Source organism: Paenibacillus sp. 2KB_20, assembly GCF_052115765.1.
Lineage (GTDB): Bacteria > Bacillota > Bacilli > Paenibacillales > Paenibacillaceae > Paenibacillus_AQ.
The window spans coordinates 1-16,622 of the sequence record NZ_JBFRHH010000003.1 but is presented as its reverse complement, the minus strand read 5'-3'; the positions used below and the strand labels follow the sequence as shown (position 1 = coordinate 16,622).

General features: G+C 49.3%; 14 protein-coding genes. 12 read left to right on the top strand and 2 right to left on the bottom strand.

Annotated features, from left to right (window positions below; translation table 11 throughout):
• Positions 1–4: 4 nt before the first annotated feature.
• Positions 5–1,198, bottom strand: a complete 1,194-nt coding sequence (locus tag AB4124_RS09280) for a pyridoxal phosphate-dependent aminotransferase (protein WP_430113116.1) — start codon at positions 1,196–1,198, stop codon at positions 5–7.
• Positions 1,199–1,451: 253 nt separating this feature from the next.
• Here AB4124_RS09280 and AB4124_RS09275 point away from each other — a divergent pair, with 253 nt between their 5' ends.
• Together AB4124_RS09275 and AB4124_RS09270 are read left to right on the top strand one after the other, a co-directional pair.
• Positions 1,452–2,264: a carbon-nitrogen family hydrolase gene (locus AB4124_RS09275; protein WP_441972527.1), complete on the top strand. Its 813-nt coding sequence runs from the start codon at positions 1,452–1,454 to the stop codon at positions 2,262–2,264.
• Between the two features lie 91 nt (positions 2,265–2,355).
• Positions 2,356–2,544, top strand: a complete 189-nt coding sequence (locus AB4124_RS09270; protein ID WP_379414567.1) for a hypothetical protein — start codon at positions 2,356–2,358, stop codon at positions 2,542–2,544.
• A gap of 122 nt (positions 2,545–2,666) precedes the next feature.
• On the opposite strand, the gene AB4124_RS09265 is transcribed toward AB4124_RS09270, so the two are convergent.
• Positions 2,667–3,596, bottom strand: coding sequence for a LysR family transcriptional regulator (locus AB4124_RS09265; RefSeq protein ID WP_076321022.1), 930 nt, complete (start codon positions 3,594–3,596; stop codon positions 2,667–2,669).
• A 180-nt stretch (positions 3,597–3,776) separates the two neighbouring features.
• Here AB4124_RS09265 and leuC point away from each other — a divergent pair, with 180 nt between their 5' ends.
• The 10 genes from leuC to AB4124_RS09215 form a co-directional block, all read left to right on the top strand.
• The gene (gene leuC / locus AB4124_RS09260; RefSeq protein ID WP_076321329.1) at positions 3,777–5,201 is read left to right on the top strand and encodes a 3-isopropylmalate dehydratase large subunit; all 1,425 of its coding nucleotides are present in this window, start codon (positions 3,777–3,779) and stop codon (positions 5,199–5,201) included.
• Positions 5,202–5,221: 20 nt separating this feature from the next.
• Positions 5,222–5,824 (top strand): 3-isopropylmalate dehydratase small subunit, encoded by a 603-nt coding sequence (gene leuD / locus AB4124_RS09255; protein ID WP_076321023.1) that lies wholly within the window; start codon positions 5,222–5,224, stop codon positions 5,822–5,824.
• A gap of 236 nt (positions 5,825–6,060) precedes the next feature.
• On the top strand, positions 6,061–7,497 hold the full coding sequence (locus AB4124_RS09250; RefSeq protein ID WP_441972524.1) for an N-acetylmuramoyl-L-alanine amidase: 1,437 nt from the start codon (positions 6,061–6,063) through the stop codon (positions 7,495–7,497).
• Positions 7,498–7,537: 40 nt separating this feature from the next.
• Positions 7,538–8,224 (top strand): GerMN domain-containing protein, encoded by a 687-nt coding sequence (locus tag AB4124_RS09245; RefSeq protein ID WP_379414565.1) that lies wholly within the window; start codon positions 7,538–7,540, stop codon positions 8,222–8,224.
• Between the two features lie 201 nt (positions 8,225–8,425).
• The gene (locus tag AB4124_RS09240; RefSeq protein ID WP_430113126.1) at positions 8,426–9,805 is read left to right on the top strand and encodes an N-acetylmuramoyl-L-alanine amidase; all 1,380 of its coding nucleotides are present in this window, start codon (positions 8,426–8,428) and stop codon (positions 9,803–9,805) included.
• Between the two features lie 39 nt (positions 9,806–9,844).
• Positions 9,845–10,444, top strand: coding sequence for a GerMN domain-containing protein (locus AB4124_RS09235; RefSeq protein WP_430113128.1), 600 nt, complete (start codon positions 9,845–9,847; stop codon positions 10,442–10,444).
• Positions 10,445–10,522: 78 nt separating this feature from the next.
• Positions 10,523–13,252 carry an S-layer homology domain-containing protein gene (locus AB4124_RS09230; RefSeq protein ID WP_441972521.1) on the top strand — a complete coding sequence of 910 codons (2,730 nt, stop codon included), beginning with the start codon at positions 10,523–10,525 and terminating at the stop codon, positions 13,250–13,252.
• A gap of 84 nt (positions 13,253–13,336) precedes the next feature.
• Positions 13,337–14,008: an endonuclease III gene (nth, locus tag AB4124_RS09225; protein ID WP_076321029.1), complete on the top strand. Its 672-nt coding sequence runs from the start codon at positions 13,337–13,339 to the stop codon at positions 14,006–14,008.
• A 252-nt stretch (positions 14,009–14,260) separates the two neighbouring features.
• Positions 14,261–14,542, top strand: a complete 282-nt coding sequence (locus AB4124_RS09220; protein ID WP_006209564.1) for a hypothetical protein — start codon at positions 14,261–14,263, stop codon at positions 14,540–14,542.
• Positions 14,543–14,850: 308 nt separating this feature from the next.
• Positions 14,851–16,622: dynamin family protein (locus AB4124_RS09215; RefSeq protein ID WP_441973030.1), on the top strand; the 1,772-nt coding region annotated here is incomplete at its 3' end.

Here is a 16,622-nt window from a genome sequence, read left to right as displayed (position 1 = left end):
TAGGTTAACCGAACAGGTTCAGCTTGCCGATTCGGGAGGCGGCTTCCCGCATTCGTTCTTCGCTGCTTAACAGGCCGACGCGGACATATCCTTCGCCGTGATCGCCAAAGCCGACACCAGGCGCAACCGCCACCTTGGCCTCCTCAAGCAGCAGGTCGGCAAAAGATACCGAGGTAAAGCCCTTCGGTACGGGCAGCCAGCTAAAGAAGGAGCCTGCTGGTTTTTGGGCTTCCCAGCCGATTTTAGACAGGGCGCCATAGAATGTGTCTCTTCTCGATTGGTAGCGTGCCACCAGCTCTTCAACGCAGTTTTGCGAAGATGTGAGAGCAGTGGCCGCTGCAGCCTGAATGCCGCCGAACAGGCTGACGTAGATGTGGTCCTGCAGCATATTGATCAGCGAGATGATTTTTTTGTTCCCTAGGGCAAAGCCAACACGCCATCCGGCCATATTATAGGTTTTGGAGAGGGTGTAGAATTCTACGCCAACTTCTTTGGCGCCTTCTGCCTGCAAAAAGCTGACTGGACGATCACCATCAAACCCAATCGCTCCATAAGCAAAATCACTGGCTACCACGATCCCGTGTTCGGCGGCGAATGCCACCGTATCCTCGTAGAAGGACAGGGGAGCGACGGCGGATGTCGGATTATTCGGGTAATTCAGGAACATCAGCTTCGCTTTTTCTCGGTCTGCAGATGTGATCGCACCATAGTCGGGAAGAAACCGGTTAGCTGCGGTTAACGGCATGAATTTCATTTGGGCACGGGCCAGTGCAACGCCTGACCAGTAATCCGGATAACCGGGGTCTGGGACAAGACATACATCGCCCGGGTTCAGAAGCACTTGCGGCAGCTGTACGAGACCTGTTTTTCCTCCAAACAGAATCGCTACCTCTGTCTCCGGATCGAGATCAACATTGTAGTCTTCCTTATATCGATGCGCAATGGCTTCTTTAAGGAAGGAAAAGCCGGTAAAAGGCGAATATTTGTGAAACTGCGGATTGTCAGCCGCTTCTTTCAAGCTGGATATGATATGAGACGGTGTGGGCTGATCGGGATTTCCCTGCCCCAGATTGATTACATCGTGTCCCTGCGCCACTTGGCGGTTTACCTTGGAGACCAAGGTCGCGAAAAATTGCGTGGGCAGCTGGGACATGATCTCGGCCGGCTCTATTTGGAATTCGTTTAATTTTTTGTTCATTGCAGTTTCATCACTCCGTTATCTAATTACACTCGAATGCAGCTGATATCGAAAACAATTAGGATTAATTTAACACGATTTATCAGGGGTGTATAGAGGGAAATGGAGCTTGGGTGTTGCGGCAGCAGGCTTGAGGAGGCTATGATGATGACATAAGGAGAATGGATGAACCCTGTAAAATAGCCCGTTCGTTGATATATTGATCACAGCGGCGCTGATGCTGGATTCAACCGGAATAACAGGAGGCTGCAAGATGACTGGAGAAGCAAAGGCTCAATTGAATATCGCACTTATCCAAGCTGATATTGAAATAGGAAACGTGAATGCTAATATGAATAAAATGCTCCGCATGATGGAGCAGGCCGCAGCGGCTGATATGAAGCCGGACGTCATAGTACTACCGGAAATGTGGAATACGGGGTATGCGCTGGACCGGATTCAAGAGCTTGCCGATCCCATGGGGCAGGAAACCTCGCGGATGCTGAGTGAATTTGCGCGAAAACACCGCATCCAAGTCGTTGGCGGATCTGTAGCCGAACGAATCGAAGATCGGATTTATAACACCATGTATGTGTTTAACCGGAGCGGGGAGCAGATCGCCAAATACTCTAAAATTCACTTGTTCCGTCTGATGGATGAAGAGAAGCATTTGCAAGCCGGACAGCATACCGTAACCTTTGAGCTGGAACAATTGAAAGCGGGCGCGTCCATCTGTTACGATATACGGTTCCCGGAGCTGTCCCGCACCCTTGCACTCAGCGGCGCTCAAGTGCTGTTTGTGCCTGCGGAGTGGCCGCACCCGCGGCTGCATCATTGGAGAACGCTGCTCATGGCCAGAGCGATCGAGAACCAAATGTATGTCGTTGCGTGCAATCGAGTAGGAACCAGCGGAGAAACGGACTTTTTCGGTCACTCCATGATCATCGATCCGTGGGGTGAGGTCATTGCCGAAGGGGATGAGCAGGAAATGATCCTGACCGGTACGCTGGATTGCCGTCTTACGGATGAAGTCAGAGGACGCATTCCGGTTTTTGAAGACCGTCGTCCGAATTTGTATTTTCAATAAAGTGTTTATGGTTAAACTCCTCTAAAAAATGAAGTTTCATCTAGGCAGAGGCGGGTATACTATGGGTAATCCGTCTGAGAGGAGGCTTTGAATGATGGCAGAGAACAACCAATTCGACAGCCAAAACCATGAGCAGGAAGAAGAACAGAAACAACAGTTCCGCAGCTTTGTTGAGAATGTTGCCAGAGGCGGCAACGGGAAGAATGAATCGATTCAGGATCAGTCCCGTACTGCCGATGAACAGAACCGATTGATTGATCAGCATAATTTGCGCAAATAAACCTCCGTCTATGATGAAATGGGCAACCGTTTTACTTTCAGGAGAAAAAGAGGCATAGCCACTGTCATTCGACGATGGTTATGCCTCTTTATTTGTATAGGGGCTGCATTCATTTGCGTTTATTAATCTTGAACGCTTTCCACAACCAGCTTGTCCATAACCTGCTTGAACGTATCAATGAACGCATCCGCGGCTTTGGACAGATACCGGCCGTTACGGTAAGCCACGACCAGCGTACGGCTCGGAACCGGATCAGCGAGCGGCAAGTAGACCGGAATAAACTCGCTGCGTTTCGCTCGGGCGATAAAACGAGGCACCAGCGTTATGCCCATTCCGGTTGCGACCAGAGATTGGAGCGTCTCGATGTTGTTGCTCTCGAAGACAACGTTCGGTTCAAAGCCGGCCTCCCGACATATATCAAAGGTAAGCTTCCGGAAGCCCTGTCCTTTTTTGAGGACAACAAATGCTTCGTTCCGGATTTCGTCGATCGTAATGGGCCGAACGGGATCAGAGGCTGCCCGCAGCGCAAGCGGGTGCTGCGGAGGAACGGCCAAATCGATCATTTCCTCACCGATCGGAATCCAGGACAGTGAAGGCTCGGACAGCGGCAGCGCAAGGAGGCTAAGATCGGCCTTGCCGCTGGCCGTCAGCTTCTCCAGGTTCATGGAGGAGTCTTCCAACAAGGTGATCTCAATATCCGGATATCCCTTTTTAAAGGCTGGCAAAACCCGCGGCAGCAGGTGAGAACCTGTAATCGGCATGCTGCCGACTACGACTTTGCCCTTACGAAGCTGGGAGATGTCCGACATCTCCTGTTTCAGCTGCTCGACGGCGTCCATAATCTTCTGTGCATGCTCGACAAAGCTGGCTCCGGCATGGGTAAGCTCAACGTTGCTCGTATTGCGCTGGAACAGCAGCACGCCGAGCTCTTTCTCCAGCTTGGAGAGCTGCTGGCTCAAGGAAGGCTGGGCGATATGAAGCTTCTCCGCGGCACGGGAGAAATTTTTATCCGCCGCGATTTGCAGCGTATATTGCAGTTGTCTCAGTTCCATTTAAGCATCACTCCGTTATAGCTGAATCCTATTACATCTATAGATATTATATCTTGGAACAATGAAGAAGGAAATGATATATTACTATCAACGTAAAGATGATGCGTTGTAGATCTTCCTTAAAAGAAGATAACAAGCAATTATCTTCTCATGGACGTAAAGAACAATGGGGTGATGATGATGAGTAAGAAGACAATGTTCGAGAAAATTTGGGATAACCACGTTATTCATCAAGAAGAAGGCAAACCGGGTATTTTGTACATCGACTTGCATTTGGTTCACGAGGTAACTTCCCCGCAAGCATTTGAAGGTTTGCGTCTTAGCGGCCGTAAAGTACGCCGTCCTGAACTGACCTTCGCGACAATGGATCACAACGTGCCAACGAAAGACCGTTTTAACATTACGGATCCGATTTCGAAGCAGCAAATTGATACCCTGACCAAGAACTGTCAGGATTTTGGCGTTACCCTGTATGATCTCGATACGATTGATCAAGGCGTTGTGCACGTAATGGGGCCGGAACTTGGTTTAACGCATCCAGGCAAAACGATTGTGTGCGGAGACAGCCATACATCCACTCACGGTGCATTCGGCGCACTTGCGTTCGGTATCGGTACGAGCGAGGTTGAGCATGTGCTGGCAACCCAATGTTTGCAGCAGGCGAAAGCGAAGACCATGGAAGTGCGTTTTGTCGGTCGCCGCAATCCGGGCGTAACGGCTAAGGACATGATCCTTGGCGTGATCGCGAAATACGGTACTGATTTTGCAACAGGTTATGTTATTGAGTATACGGGTGAAGCGATCCGCGAACTGTCGATGGAAGAGCGCATGACCGTATGTAACATGTCCATCGAAGGCGGAGCCAGAGCGGGCATGATTGCTCCGGATGAAACGACGTTTGAATACTTGCGCGGACGTCAACATGTTCCGCAAGGTGAAGCTTTTGATGCTGCAGTAGCAGCTTGGAAAAACCTTGTCACAGACGAAGGCGCCGAATTCGACGTAGTGGTCGAGTTCGATGTAGAATCTCTGATCCCACAAGTAACCTGGGGAACGAGTCCGGGAATGGGTACGGGGATTTCCTCAACGGTTCCTAACCCTGCGGATTTCAAGACCGAGAATGAGCGCAAGGCAGCTGAGAAAGCTTTGGAGTATATGGCGCTCGTGCCAGGGACTCCAATATCCGAGATTCCGATCGATTATGTCTTTATCGGTTCTTGCACGAATGGACGCATTGAAGATTTGCGTGCAGCAGCAGCTGTAGCAAAGGGACATAAAGTGTCCAGCAATGTAACAGCCATCGTTGTTCCAGGGTCGGGCCGAGTGAAGATCCAGGCTGAACAAGAAGGGCTCGACAAAATTTTTGTTGAAGCGGGTTTCGAATGGCGTGAAGCAGGCTGCAGTATGTGTCTCGCGATGAATCCGGATGTACTGAAGCCGGGCCAGCGCTGCGCATCCACGTCCAATCGTAACTTCGAAGGACGCCAAGGCCGGGGCGGCAGAACGCATCTCGTATCGCCGGCAATGGCAGCGGCAGCTGCGGTTAAAGGGCGCTTCGTGGATGTACGTGACTGGAACTTTGTAGCCGAAGAAGTTGTGAGCTAAGAAGGACGGAGGAGAAGTTTATGCAAGCATTTACGAAATTACACGGTATAGTCGCACCTGTGGACCGGGTGAATGTAGATACGGACGCCATTATTCCGAAACAGTTTTTGAAGCGGATTGAACGTACAGGATTTGGACAGTTTCTGTTTTACGAATGGCGGTTTGATGAAGAGGGAGGCAATATCGACACCTTCTCGCTGAATCAGCCCCGCTACCAAGGCTCAACCATCCTGATTTCACGTGCCAACTTTGGCTGCGGCTCTTCCCGTGAGCATGCCCCTTGGGCGATTCTCGACTACGGATTCCGCGTGGTCATCGCTCCATCGTTTGCTGATATTTTCTACAATAACTGCTTTAAGAACGGGATTCTTCCGATCAAACTGTCGGAGGAGCAAGTGGAGGAACTGTTCCAGCGCACAGAAGCTACAGAAGGTTATAAGCTGAACGTCGATCTGGAGAGCAAAACGATTACAGATGATCAAGGACTCCATATTGACTTTGATCTCGACGAGCACCGCCGTCAATTCCTGCTTCAAGGACTGGATGACATCGGATTGACACTGCAGCATGAAAGTGCAATCGATGCTTACGAGAAGAAGCATGGGGAGCGTCTGTTCGCTTAATCTCGTAATTACACGGCAAAAGGTTACAAGATTATTAAACTTCCATTTCCTGTGTAGGAAATGGAAGTTTTTTTTGGTATTATGGAATTAATATGCAGCGATAGCCAAGAGGAACCACTGTTTTATGTCAGTATTTGTCCGGCGGCGTGTTGTCGGGAATGTGCTGATTTACATATTTTTAGTTTTTTGCTAGATTTGCTTTTCAAATTTAATCATGGGATGATCGAGGTGGATTCATGAAGAAGTTAGGGTTTGTAATGATGTTGATAGTCTTCTTGCTGGCGTTTCCGAAAAGTGGCGAAGCCAGTTCTTCAAATGCAAGCATTTTTCTTGACGGAGAACCATTGAATTTGTCTTCGGGCGTTCAGGTAGCCAACATGAAAGGTAACGTGATGATTCCGATCCGCGTGGTATCCGAGAATCTCGGGTTCAAGGTAGGTTGGGAGAAGGCCAGTCAAACGGTAACGGTCGAGAACAGTGAGAAGGCTGTTCGTATGGTGGTCGGCAGCCAACAGGCTGAGATGAACGGTGCCCAGGTTGAACTGAACTTGGCCCCTGTCTTAAATGGACAGAACACGCTTGTGCCGCTCCGGTTTGTGAGTGAGCAGATGGGGCTTGATGTGAAATGGGACAACCAAACAAAGGCTGTGTTTCTCTCCAGCTCCATTCCACCGGTTTCTGAAGGAGAGGTTGATCCTGCTGACGGAAACCATTCGGGCAGTGAAACGCTCCCGCCTGTCGAATCAGGGAACGAGGCTGCAATGACAGGGCTAAGCTTTAGCGACAACCGGTTGATGATTGCTACAGATGGTACGGTTACGCCGAAAGTATCCAGCATAACGGGACCGGACCGGATTGTGATCGATCTTCCAAATACCGTCTTCTCTTCTTCGTTCTTGGATGGACATGCAGCCAATGCACAAAGTGGCGGCGCGATGGTAATCACGGATTATCCTGACGTTATGAATGTGCGATATGCCATGTTCAGTGACAATCCATCAACCGTGCGTATCGTTATCGACCTGACAGGTCCTAAAAGTTATGGGGTAACCCAAGAAGCGGGACTCATTATTGTTGATCTGAACGCCGAGGGAGAAATCCTCATACCACCCGTTCCCCCGGTAACAGGCAACGGCAAGAAGACGGTTGTTATTGACGCCGGTCACGGTGGAATCAAGCCTGGATCGATCAGCATTTCGGGAAAGAAGGAGAAATCATTTAATTTGGATGTTTCTCTAAAGGTTGAAGCGCTTCTTAAAAACGAGAAGAATATCAATGTTGTGATGACTCGCACTGATGATTCACACCTTGAACTTAGTGATCGCGTCAAGATCGCAAATAACCTGAAGGCGGATATATTCGTGTCTATTCACGGAAACAGCAGCACGACCAGCAGTCCGAACGGTACGGAAACGTATTATACGAGAGATTCAAGCAAATCCTTGGCGAATGTGATACACAAACATCTTGCGAGTGCAACAGGTCTTAAGGATCGGGGAGTTAAATATAGCAGCCTTCATGTTACGAGAGAAACAACGATGCCGGCTGTCCTGCTCGAGATTGGCTTTTTGAGCAACCAGGGTGATGAAGCCCAGTTGTTTAAAGACGATTTCCAAAATCGTGTTGCACAAGGTATTGTAGCGGGTATTAAAGAATATCTTCAAGTACAATAATGTGTACAAGATTTGATGAACTTAGAGGGGGACGAAAGTCATGAACAAAAAATATTGGATGACAGGATTGCTGGCGCTCCTGCTTGCATTTAGTGCCGGCTGTGGACAGAAGCCGACTGCAGCCCCTGCCGAGACAAATCCGGAGACCGCAACAGGAGAAGTACAAACACCTCAGGATAATCCGGGAGAAACGGCGGCTGATGATCATAAGGAAGATGACGCAACATCAGTAAATGCAGGCGAGGGAGCCAGCACACCGCCGCAGAATACAACCGGTCAAAGTACTGGAACGCCTGTGGATACAAAGGATGTGAATACCACGGAGGATCAAGCGAAGAAGGCCAATATTAAACTCTATTATACGGACCCCGAAATCATGGATCTGAAAGAGGCTAGCAAAGAGATCACATACTCGGGCGAAGAGGATAAATATAAGAAAGCCTTTGAAGGACTTCAAACGAGCAGTGATGCCGCACTCAGTCCACTATGGTCGGATAAGATTACGCTGAAGTCTCTCAAGTTTGATAAAGGAGCTTTGACGCTGGATATCACCAAACCAGCCGAAGCCAACCTCGGAGCTGGAGGGGAAATGTTTGCGATAGATGCCTTACAGAAAACCTTCTTCCAGTTCGATGAGGTGCAGTCTCTGGAATTGCTAGTAGACGGTAAACAGACCGAAAGCTTAATGGGACATGTTGAGCTAGAGCATCCAATGACTCGGAAATAGTCATAAAGAACTATTCGTGAAATTTATACGAAGGACTAAACACCTATTTCGGTTTTTGAAATAGGTGTTTTTTTGGTAAAAAGGGAACAATTTCGCAACTTTCATTGTGACTTTGCGTCTATAGGTTGTCAGGTAATGTCGGACAGGCCGAGTGCAGGAACGCCAATCTATGGCAAAATAATAGGATGGTAGGGGTGAAGGATGAAGAAGTTCGGTTTTTTAATGTTTCTGGTTGTCATCATGATTGCGTTTCCTAAAATGGCGGATGCGAGTTCGTACAGCGCAAAGATTTACCTGGATGGCCAACAAATCAATCTGTCATCTGGCGTGAAGGTCGAGAACAATAACGGTACAGTCATGGTTCCGATCCGTGTCATTTCCGAGAATTTGGGATTTGATGTGTACTGGAGCAAGGCAACCAAGACGGTAACTGTACAAGACGGCTCGCAGACAGTAACGATGGTGATTGGAAGTCAGCAAGCTGACATCAACGGTCAGCGCGTACAAATGACCAAAGCACCTGTTCTTCGTGGCGGAACAACACTGGTTCCCCTCCGTTTTGTAAGTGAGCAGATGGGTCTTCAAGTAAGATGGGATAACGCGCAAAAGGCAGTTTATCTGACCTCGTCTTATGACGGGAGTAACCCTGGTGAAGAACCCGGCGTAACTACGTCGACCGTGGACGGTATCAGTTTCAGCGAAAACAGGCTGATGGTCGCCGTTACGGGCTCTGCGAAGCCGAATGTATCAAAGCTTAGCAATCCGGACCGTATCGTCATCGATATGGTGAACACGAATTTCTCGGATACGTTCAGCAGTAACGCCAGCTTTGATGACGTGATGAAGACCGGTCAGATGGACGTAACGGGATATCCGGATGTCAAATCCGTGCGTTACTCCTTGTACAACAGCAATCCGATGACCGTGCGCATTGTCATTGATCTCAACTACGCCAAGAATTACACCGTTTCAGGCCTTGAGAACGGATCGGGCCTGTTCATTGTGGATTTGAATACGGGCTCTAACCCGGTACCTGGTACAGGTGGTAAGAAACTCGTGGTCATTGATGCGGGTCATGGAGATCACGACCCGGGAGCAATCGGGGTAACGAAGAAGAGGGAGAAGGATTTCAACCTCGCAATGGCGCTGAAAGTTGAGAAACTGTTGGCCAAAGAACAAAATATCGAAGTCGTTTTAACTCGCAGTAACGATACTTTCCTCGAGCTGAAGGAACGCGCAAAAATTGCGAATGATCTGAAGGCTGATGTTTTCATATCGATACATGCTAATAGTGGCCCTTCCACTGCAAGCGGAACCGAAACGTATTACTACCATGAATCTGACAAGGCGCTGGCGAATGCACTCCATAAAGAGATCGTCAAGGCCATGGGATTAAAGGATCGCGGAGTGAGGTATGGTAATTTCCATGTTATTCGTGAGACGAAAATGCCCGGTGCCTTGCTCGAAGTCGGATTCGTGAGCAACAAGACCGATGAGAGCAAGCTATTTGATCCAGCAACGCAGGATCGCGTGGCAGAGGCCATTGTCAGAGGCATCAAAAATTATTTGAAGGTTGATTAACGATACGACAGGGATCGTGATTGCAGGAGGTGGCTACTTTTGAATAAAAAAATATGGTCGGCTGGCCTACTGGCAGCCGTAATGCTGATTGGTGCCGGTTGTGGACAGAAACCCGGAGCGGCCCCGGACAATACGCCTGGGCAAGTAACGCCTGCACCTGATGATCAGACAGGACAGAGTAATAATGGAACGTCGAATGGATCAGGTGGATCGTCTACGGGCAGCGGCAGCGAAGTGACAACGCCGGAAGCGAAAACAGAGAGCATCAAAGCCTATTACACGGATCCTGATATGATGGAGCTGGTAGAAGGTACGGCAGAAATTTCGTATAAAGAAGATCAAGAAAAATACGAAGCGGCATATCAAGCATTGCAGAAGAGTGGTAATGCCGAAATGATTCCTCTGTGGGACAAAATCGGGCTGAATTCCCTGAAATTTGAAAACGGGGCGTTGACACTTGATGTGACGGTCCCGGACGAAGCCAACCTGGGTGCAGGCGGAGAGTCGTTTGCTGTCGATGCGATCAAAAAAACTTTTTTCCAGTTTGACGAAGTACAATCACTTCAAATTCTGGTGGATGGTCAGCAGACCGAATCGTTAATGGGTCATGTCGATTTGGAAAATCCAATGACTCGGTAATGATGGTTGAAGGAGATCACGATCTGCTGTCGAATATTAGTATATGATGAAGCAGTAGTTATTGAGAGGGGAAAGAAAATGGTACTTAGACACAGCAAACATGTTCATTCCAAAAAAGTGGTCTCCGCCGTCATGGCCGGACTTATAGCATTCGGAGGCGGGGCTTCGATCGTCTCGGCAGATGAAGAAACGGCAAATGCGACAACGGCAAATGTCGGCCAAACGGCCATTAACGGATTCAGTGACGTTAATGCCGGATATTGGGGAGAGAAGTATATTTATCAATTAGCAGCACAGGGGATCGTGACCGGAAATAACGGAAAGTTTCGTCCGAACGATCCAGTAACGCAGCAGGAAGCTGTAACGATGGCGATCCGTTTCTTAAGCAAGCAGGATCAATTAAGCAGCGGCGCTGCGACATTACCGACAAATATTAAAGTGAATGATTATTTTACGAAGTATGTTGAACTGGCTTTTCAGCAAAACCTGCTCGACAAGCAAAAAGAATCCGGATATACGGATGAGAAAGTCATTTGGGGCGCGCAAAAAGCATCCCGGGAATGGATAACCGAAGTGCTTGTCCGTTCCATTGGACGTACCGCGGAAGCCAATGCAGCCAATAATAAAGCGACAGGCTTTGCGGATAACGCCAAGATATCCCCGGATCGTCTGGGTTATGTGAATGTAGCGGTTGAGCTTGGACTTGCGAAAGGCGTGAACGGCAACAAGTTCGATCCGCAAGGGGCCGTCACCCGTGCCCAGCTTGCAACGTTCCTTAGCCGGGCTCAAGCCTATATTACTACAAATTACGAGAACCAATATAAAGGCTCCATCGCTGCGATCGAGAACGGTAAGTTGGAGCTGTACGCCGATGGCAAGCTGAATTCATTCAAGCTGGATAATTCCACAGCGTATTTCACCTCCGATTCGGAGAAGAGATTGCAATTCTCGGAGATCAATCCTTACACTCAAGCGGTGGTTGTCGTGAATAACGGAACGGCTGCTTACGTTGAAATTACAGATCCAACCCAGCAAGTGGAGCGGTTTGACCGCACGTATGCACGCTTGTCGCCGTACAACCTCATTTGGCTGGATACAGGCAGCACCTTTGAAGAGCTGAGTTACGACCCAAGTACAGTGTTCCTGGATCAGAACGGTACTAAGATCGACCCAAAGACGCTTGCAGCCGGCAGTCTGCTTACGATTGAACGTGAAACATACAGCCCGCAGAAGAAAATCGTTTCAATCCGCGTAAAGAGCGGCTTGGTTAACAAGACGGGAGCAGGCATCGTTCAGAACGTGGATACGGCCAACAAAAGAGTAACCCTTAAGGATAGCACCGGTTATGAGGATACGTACACATGGGATGATGCAACTGTTATCCGCTATCAGAATCAAATCTTGGCTCCGGCGGAGCTCAAGAATGGCTACACCGTGAACTTTTCGGTAAGAAACAGCGTTATTCAATCGTTGGAAGTCACGCAAAGCGTCGATCGTACCGTGCAGGCGACGCTGTACTCCGTTGAAGAAAACGGAAAAACGATCACCTACAAGCGCAGTGGAAGCACACAGCTCGAAACGAAGTATTTGGCAGAGAAGCCGGAAATTATCATGAGTGGCGTGGCAAAACCGGTTCTGTCCGATTTGCTCGCTGACGCGGTATCCGGGGATCAAGTGACACTGACCATTAACGGTGAAGAAAAGATTTCGAAAATCGAAGTAACGGGTCGTCAAATTGAGCAGTTGGATGCCGCTACCGTCGTAAACTACGATGCCAAGACGAGGTGGCTGACTGTTAAGGATGCGAACAACCTGCCTCGTGTGATCGTTTTGGATGACAAGACAAAGCTGGAATCAAGCTACGGAACGACGCTGGATCGAGTGGAACCTTTGCTTGTCTCAGGACGCAAAGTAAGTGTCTCTCTGATCGGTACCCGCGTACTTTCATTGGAAGTGGTATATAAAGTTGAAGGTAAAATCAGCAACATTAACACATCCAAGAGAGTGATTTCGATTGTGACCGCTAGCGGAAAAGTGGAGGAAATCTCATACTACAATAGTCCGGTTGTTGAAATCTTCGGCAGATCTGGCGTAACCCTGGCGGATTTACGGATCGGTGACGAAGTGTCAGCCCAGCTGTCGAACAATCAGGATTACTTGCAGAGCTTAAAACTCAAAACTTCCGCCCAATTCGAGGTGGTATCTACGGAACCAACGAGGAATCGGATTCGAGTGAAAGCGAACGGTTCTACAAGCGATATATATACCGAAAAAACCATATTTACCGGTGAAAGCGGACAAGCAATTCTGCTCAATGACTTGCGTCCGGGAGCACTCGTTAATATAACGTTCCAAGGCTTAACGCCTGTCGCGGTTGCCGAAGTTAAATTGACGCTTGGCGAAGTGACAAGCGCAGATGTTTCCGGAAATGCACTGACCGTGAAGGATTATTCAGGCAACAGTCAGACGTTAGGCGTGAGCGGTGGGGTCAAAGTCGTTAAGAATGGTTCGACGGCTTCGAATTTAAGCACATTGACCGCTGGAGATCGCGTTGAGATTCGAAAAGATATTCAAGGCGTAACGATCGTGCAGGTTCTGGAGAAGGTTGAACGTGCATTCTGGCAGGCAAGCAATACGGAAATTCAAGTGAAGCGCAAATCGATTAACGATAATTTCCGGTATGCATTATCCGATAAAGTATTTGTTCATCAAGGTGACACTACTTTGTCCGTGCAATCCCTTAAGGAAAATGATAATATTGTACTGTACTTAAACAACGGTGTCGTTGTTGAGATCGTAAAACAGTAAATTATCGACCTGAGATTGCTCGAGAAACACCGTCTTGATGCGGGGATTTCCGCATCAAGATTTTTTTTTGCGGGAGGGAAACATATGAATGCGGCAACGGTACGGCATATTTTGGACACGATGGAGAGCATGTTTCCGGATGCACATTGCGAGCTGAATCACAGCAATGCGTTTGAGCTGACCATCGCCGTGCTGCTGTCCGCTCAGTGCACGGATGAAACGGTTAATAAGGTGACAAAGGATCTGTTTCAGAAATACAAAACGCCTTTGGATTATGTATCGGTACCGATCGAGGAACTTGAGCAGGATATCAGACGGATCGGATTATACCGGAATAAGGCCAAACATATTCAGAATTTGTGCAGGATTCTGATCGAACAGTATGGCGGTGAGGTGCCGGAGGCTCATGATGAGCTGGTTAAATTACCTGGGGTTGGACGAAAGACAGCCAATGTCGTCGTTTCCAATGCTTTTGGTGTGCCTGCCATCGCGGTTGACACGCATGTGGAGCGAGTTTCCAAGCGACTTGGACTGGCCGCCTGGAAAGATTCCGTGCTGGAAGTGGAGAAAAAGCTGATGAAGCGGGTACCGCGTGAAGAATGGACGCTGACCCATCATCGGATCATTTTTTTCGGACGGTATCACTGTAAGGCTCAAAATCCGCAATGCCCGGTATGTCCATTGCTGGATGTTTGCCGTGAAGGAAAGAAACGTATGAAAACCTTAGCAGTCAGGAAGAATAAGGAACAATTGTAAAACCAGCAAGAAATAGACAAAAAAGAGGTTCATCTGATTCATCGGGAATACGGCACTTTAATGAATAGCTAGCGAAATGGACATAATTGTAAGCAAGCGCAAAGCTTGCCTTTGTCTCCGGATTTCTATCTTTAGCCGCATGGGAGAATGGAGATCTGGAAACAACAGTATCAAAGGTCGGTTTTCGCGAGGTGAAAGAGGACGGTATCCTGGATCGGCATGAGCTAAATTTAAAAGAGGATGGGATTACACATGAAATGCATCTCTGTTTACACCGACAATTTTGAATTGTTCTCAGATATTTTTGAACATGTGGTGGAGAGCCAAAGCCAACTGAGTGAGAATGAAGAGCAAGAAGTCGAAGGCGTGACGTTCAGTCATTCCGGGGATGCTCCTGAGCATTATTTGGAGCGTATGTCACAGAAGCCCGAAGTCGTGGTCATGCGCGATAAATCACGCGGATTAACTATTCTGCAGCACGGAAATGTCTTCGAAATTTTGATTCCGGCAGAAGAAAACACCGTTGTATCTTAAGTTCTTCAAATTTGATGTTTTAAAAAATGAGATAAACCTAGTGCTTACAGGGTAATCGAGTGTGAACTCTCACCTCGTTCCTTCTGTATGTGTCGGTTTATGAAGCTTTGGATTAATGGCAGGCAAGGAAGATTACTTCCTTGCCTGCCATTTTGCATAGATAAGGACTGTCATATCAAGAAAGGCGCCCGAAAATGAAATGCAATGATTCCTTTACGGCACAAGCGGTGATAAAATAAAATGATGTGAATAGATAGTGTCAGAAATTGAGAGATCAATGGACAGGAGCGAGAAATACATTGAAGTTGATGGCTGAGCATGAAATCGGATACAGTGTGACGGAATTAACCAGAGTTCGAGATCGTTTCTTGGAGTGGAATGACGAATCTTCCTCCGCTTTGACTGAGGATTTAATACGCAAGGGTACAGGCGGCGAGCTAACGCTGGCTTTCTGCGGGCATTTTTCCGCCGGGAAGTCGAGCATGATTAATGCGCTTTGCGGCAAAAAGGTGCTGCCTTCAGGTCCGATACCGACAAGCGCGAATGTGGTTACGATCCGAAGCGGTGAGCCGCGGGCGTTGATTCACCGATCTGCTGGGGAGCCTGGTGAGCCCATAACGGTAACGATTGACGAACTTGCCGAATACTGCAAGGAGGGCCGGGAGTATTCCGCGATTGAAGTGTGGGATGATGTGCCGCTGCTTGGCGAAGATGGCGTCTTGATGGATACCCCCGGGGTCGATTCAACGGATGACGGGCACCGGCTTGCCACGCATTCCGCCCTGCATATGGCTGACATCGTTTTTTACGTCATGGATTATAATCATGTACAGTCGGAGAGTAATCTGATGTTTGCCAAGAGCTTGTCGGATTGGGGGAAACCGCTGTACCTGATCGTCAATCAGATTGACAAACATCGTGATGATGAATTAACGTTGTCTTCTTATCTAAACGACGTGAAGAAGGCGTTCGTCCAGTGGAAGATCACATATAAAGGGTTGCTATGCACTTCGCTTAAAGTTCAGGACCATCCCTATAACCATTGGGAAACGCTGAAGGCTTTGATCGGTGAGTTGATATCCCATAAGGAACCGTTGCTGCGCTACAGCGTATCCTGCTCTATTCGCCATGCTGCTGATCAGCATGTGGAAGCCTATACCCGGAGCCATCAGGAAGAGAAGGAGAGGCTGCTGGAGGAAATAGGTGGCGAGGAGGAAGCTGCGGCGATGAAAGCACGGCTGCAGGAGCTGGAGGAGCAAAAAAGATCCGCCCAGCTGCTGCCGGAATCCGTTCGGACGGAACTCCGCAAAGAAGCGGATGCCCTTCTGGCAAATGCCAATTTGACGCCGGCGGATGTTCGGGATTTAAGTCTCTCCTTTCTGGAAAGCCGCAAGAGTGGTTTTAAAGTCGGATTTCTGTTCACAGGCGGCAAGACGGAGGAGGAGCGTCGGCGTCGTCTGGAGTCATTCCATCATCGATTGGAGGAACAGACCGCATCGCAGATCGATTGGCATCTGCGTTCGCTGTTCCGTAAAAGCGTGGAGCAGCATACGGAGTGGAGTTCCGAGTGGGAGAGTTTGATGGACGCTGAACTTCCCGGTGTGCGGGAGGATATGATTACGCGGACCGTGAATCCGGAAGCGACAGTGTCCGGAGAATATGTATTGAACTATAACCGGGAGCTGGCCGAGGAAATCAAGGGCAGCTACCGCCGGGCCGTGTTGGTGCTTGCCGACCGGCTGAAGGCGGTATTGACGGACGCTGCGACCGTCCGTCTGCAGGAGTTGGAGCGCCAGGGCGCCGAGCTCCTGGCGCAATCCGCGGCTTCCGCCAGCTACGATAGCCTGCAGCAGGCGGAAGCCGCCCGCGCGGCCGAGCTGGCGCAGCTGCTCCCGCCGCGCACCTCCCTCACCCCCGGCCTCCTGCCGGAGGTGAGGGAGCCGGAAGGGCAGCCCGCGCATGCGGCTGCCCAGGGCGGAGCCCCGGCTGCGCAGCCGGGGCAAGGGCGCACGGCGCCCCGCCCCGCCGCTGCGCAGGCGGCGGCACCGCAGCGGCGCCAGCGGCTGGATGCCGCGGCAGC